Genomic DNA, 4,095 nt, shown 5'->3' with positions numbered 1-4,095 from the left:
ACGGTTTTGTTTTGGAGTACATTGCTTTTTGGAGCTGCTATTATGTTGGTTTGCGACGTGGTTTCGCAAATGCCGGGAATGGAAATTACCTTACCAATTAATGCCATAACTTCGATATTAGGAGCGCCGGTTGTTATTTGGTTGTTGATTCGAAAAAGGAATTTCAAGTAATACTCTTTTTTACCACATAGAAACATAGATTCTAATTCTTAAATTGAAGATTAAATAGAAATTTAAATTTTTCAACATAGATAACTGAACTTTTCAATACAAATACATCCATGGTAACTCAAAAATATTTAGACAAATTAACTTATGACGTTATTGGTTCAGCAATTGAAGTACATAAAATAATGGGGAGAGGTTTATTGGAAAATGTTTACCATCAATGTTTAAAAGAAGAGTTATCTAATAGAAAAATAAATTTTTCTTCGGAAATGAAAATTCCTGTTGTTTATAAAAACAAAGAACTTGAAATTGACTTTAAATGTGATTTATATATTGAAAACTGCCTTATTGTTGAATTAAAAACTGTACATGAAATTAATGCAATACATGAAGCACAACTTCTCACCTATATGAAATTATTAAAAGCTCCGAAAGGAATTTTAATTAATTTTAATTGTTTCAACATTTTTAAAGATGGTCAGAAAACTTTTGTAAATGAATATTTTAAAAACTTACCCGATATATAACCCGCTTATCTATGTTTGAAACAAGTTTCAACTATAAATTCTTTATAGGTTCCATCCATCTATGTTTCTATGTGGTTAATAAACAAAAATATGATCTTTAAAAATATTCTAACAACAGAGAATTTAAGCATCGGATACAGTTCCAAAAAGGAAACTGTGACTATTGCCGAAAACCTCAACCTGAATTTACAAGCAGGAAAACTAATTGCTTTAATTGGGGCAAATGGTATTGGAAAATCAACATTGTTGCGGACTATTACTGGAATTCAACATCCATTAAAAGGAACTGTTTTATTGAATGATAAAAAAATAGGTGATTACAAACCTTTGGAACTCGCTCAAAATTTAAGCATGGTTTTGACGGAGAAATTGCCTCCAAGCAACTTAACCGTTTTTGAATTGGTAGCTCTGGGACGTCAACCGTACACCAATTGGATTGGCACTTTATCTGATACTGATATTCAAATTGTGAAAGATGCGATTGCACAAACACAAATCGAGCATTTGTCTCAAAAAAAACATTACGAAATAAGCGATGGACAACTTCAAAAAGTTTTAATAGCCAGAGCTTTGGCACAAGACACACCTTTAATTATTCTGGATGAACCCACAACACACTTAGATTTATTACACAAAGTTTCTTTACTGAAACTTTTAAAAAAACTAACGCACGAAACTGGAAAATGCATATTATTTTCGACTCATGATATTGATATGGCAATTCAATTATGCGACGAAATGATTATCATGACTCCGGAAACTGTTGTACAAGATCAGCCGTGTAATTTGATCTTAAAAGGAAGTTTCGATACTATTTTTAAGGATGAAAATCTTTTTTTCGACAAGGAAAAAGGGAAATTTACTTTCAAGAATCTATAATAAGTTATTTATCTTTGTAAGTGTCGTAAAAAATTAAAAATGAAATACTTACCAAAAATTATCATGCTTTTTTGGATTTCCATTAGTTGGTCACAACCCAAATTGGAAATGACTCCAAAAGGTTTTGCTCCGCTGGAAATAGAAATGCCTAATCAACCCGTAAGTGAGTTAATAAAATTGTCAAGAGATTGGGCGTACTATTACAATCCAAATGGATATGATGTTTTTGACGTGACTGAAAATTCATTATCCATCCAAGCACTTCGGGAAAACGCTTATTACAACTGGAATCTGGCTGTTAAATACAATTATGACATCAAATACATTCTCAAAATTGTATTTAAAGAAAATCATAAATACACACTGACCTTTATCGTAAAAGATATTTACACCGATAATGTGCCTTTGAAATCTACAATAACTGATTTCTTCACTTCCTCAGGGGAACTCAAAGAAAGCTATAAAGATGTAAAGCCTTCATTAGAAAATACTGTGAATAAAATCGTTAAGTCTTATACCAATTTCATAGCCAAAGGAACTACTACCTCTTTGGTTATCCAACAACAAAAGTAACAGACCCGGCCATAATAAAAACTCTTCTTTGATTTATGAATTACAATACTGAACATTCAAAATCGACATTAAGCACTCTTTTCAAACTCCTTTCAACAAATTAATGCTTACAGTAGCCAAATCGGAATCAGGGAATCTTTTAAAATAGTCAGAATCGGGAAACAGACCTGCTTCGGCTGCGATTTTGTGCAGTACCTCAATTTCGACAATATACTGATCCGAAAAACCATGTGTAGCATCATAAGCAGTTGCTGCTGTTTTTCCTAAATTAAGAGCCGCTAAGTGTGGCGTTATTGTATGAAGTTCAATAATTAATAATCCAAATTTATGGACATAAGGAGACCATTTTTTAAAGTGTTCCAATAAATTATCTTCGACTAAATGATTTGCAATTCGAATGTCTCTATGAGCAAAAGCTCCTGTCGAGCTACTTATTCTATCCTTCGAAATTTGTTTTGGGGTTTCCCAAATCCGGTTATGATCTAAAAAAGTTCTCACATTAAGTAAATCCTTTAAATCAATATTATAATTTTCACGTAAATCGGCTGCAAGTAAATCCGGTCGGCCAATATCACCCCAAATTACTTTGGCCCAAATATCAGCTTTGATTAAATTGGCTCGCGTAACTTTGAGGGCGGCTTCATTATAATCAGCTCCTACTAAAAATAAAGGATGAGTATTCAACATCTTTCCTCTCAATGTCTGACGATCAATCACATCAAAAACATGTTCGAGAAAAGCACCATTACCACAACCCATATCGAGAATTCCTTTTGGTTGTTTCTCTATTGGCAAATTGAACAATTTGATGACGATCTCGTCAACAACTTTAAAATAAGTGTCGTGCGCACCACCGCTTCCCCATACATTCATTTCACGGTCTACATGAATTTCATCTTCTCCTTTTCCAACGATTCTTAAAACAGAAGGATTTCCAAAAATCAATTCATCCATTTTCCTGAAAGTCGGTAAATACGAAACCGTAACTCCATAAGCCGAAGCTCTTTTTGCAAAAAACAAACCGGTTTCTGTAAACTGGTAATTTCCATTTTTTTTAATAAACCAACCCAAATGAGTTAAAAAGTTAAGTACAATTTTGAAATTTTCAGGTGATTTATGAAACTCTTCCGGACTAAAGGATATTTCCATAAAATATTTATGAAACATCCCACTCATTCCCAAATGAACTGTTATCTGACCTACTAGAAAACCTTCAATATGTGTTAGAATTTGGTGCTGAATTTCATTGGTTAAATTATCTTCGGAAAATGTAATTCCATAATTATTTTGACATTTTTCAAATAGCATTTTCATCTGATTGAAAATCTCTCCTTCAAATAATTTTGGACGCAAATCGGCAGAATACTGCAACAAATCCACCGCATCTTTGTATAAAGGAAATAACGAAAAAGCAATTCTACTTTTTTTATTTATACCTAAAATAATTTCATCGGCATTTACATCAATATGATAATCGAGAAAACCTTGTGAGGCTAATGTCCTTAGTGCTACATTGAGATAGCCATCATTAGTTTTGAACAAAGCAGAAAGTTCAGAAAGATTTATTTCTTTTTTTTCTAAAATACGAGTTAACACTCCATTTTTATAAAGAGAATAAGCTACTGGTGCTGTTACTAAACCATCGAGGTGCTTGAAAATGGTACTTCTTAAAGAAACGTTATCTATCATACAAAGAAATTTAAGACAGCGTATCATGCCTATCTCAAATATATGAAATTTCCTTTAAAAAAATATAAGTTATTGAATTTTAATATCTTACAAATTGTATTTAAGAAATCAATGCAATCTGTCTTTTAGCTTCACCAACCACAAAAGCAACCGAATTGGCAATATTAAAACTTCTGATTTTATTAGACATCGGAATAGTTAAATGATTGTCGAATAGGGCCAAAACTTCCTTGCTCAAACCAACGCTTTCTTTTCCAAA

At 32.1% G+C, this 4,095-nt stretch carries 6 protein-coding genes; 4 read left to right on the top strand and 2 right to left on the bottom strand.

Features of this window, described 5'->3' with window-relative positions; translation table 11 throughout:
* From VLC96_RS12415 to VLC96_RS12400, 4 genes are all read left to right on the top strand, one after another.
* Nucleotides 1-171: iron chelate uptake ABC transporter family permease subunit (locus VLC96_RS12415; RefSeq protein ID WP_325263357.1), on the top strand; the 171-nt coding region annotated here is incomplete at its 5' end.
* Between the two features lie 110 nt (nucleotides 172-281).
* Nucleotides 282-695, top strand: a complete 414-nt coding sequence (locus VLC96_RS12410) for a GxxExxY protein (RefSeq protein ID WP_325263353.1) — start codon at nucleotides 282-284, stop codon at nucleotides 693-695.
* Between the two features lie 90 nt (nucleotides 696-785).
* Nucleotides 786-1,574 carry an ABC transporter ATP-binding protein gene (locus VLC96_RS12405; RefSeq protein ID WP_325263351.1) on the top strand — a complete coding sequence of 263 codons (789 nt, stop codon included), beginning with the start codon at nucleotides 786-788 and terminating at the stop codon, nucleotides 1,572-1,574.
* 39 nt (nucleotides 1,575-1,613) lie between these two features.
* Complete coding sequence (locus VLC96_RS12400) at nucleotides 1,614-2,147, top strand: DUF4468 domain-containing protein (RefSeq protein ID WP_325263349.1); 534 nt, start codon at nucleotides 1,614-1,616, stop codon at nucleotides 2,145-2,147.
* Nucleotides 2,148-2,228: 81 nt separating this feature from the next.
* Here VLC96_RS12400 and VLC96_RS12395 read toward each other — a convergent pair whose 3' ends face one another.
* A complete protein-coding gene (locus tag VLC96_RS12395) occupies nucleotides 2,229-3,836 on the bottom strand; it encodes a class I SAM-dependent methyltransferase (protein ID WP_325263347.1) in 1,608 nt (535 codons plus the stop codon).
* A 100-nt stretch (nucleotides 3,837-3,936) separates the two neighbouring features.
* On the bottom strand, nucleotides 3,937-4,095 hold a 159-nt coding region (locus VLC96_RS12390; RefSeq protein ID WP_325263355.1), incomplete at its 5' end, for a TrmH family RNA methyltransferase.

This window comes from Flavobacterium sp., from assembly GCF_035456085.1.
Taxonomy (GTDB): domain Bacteria; phylum Bacteroidota; class Bacteroidia; order Flavobacteriales; family Flavobacteriaceae; genus Flavobacterium.
Note: the sequence above shows the minus strand (reverse complement) of the source record. Positions and strands in the feature narration are given on the sequence as shown.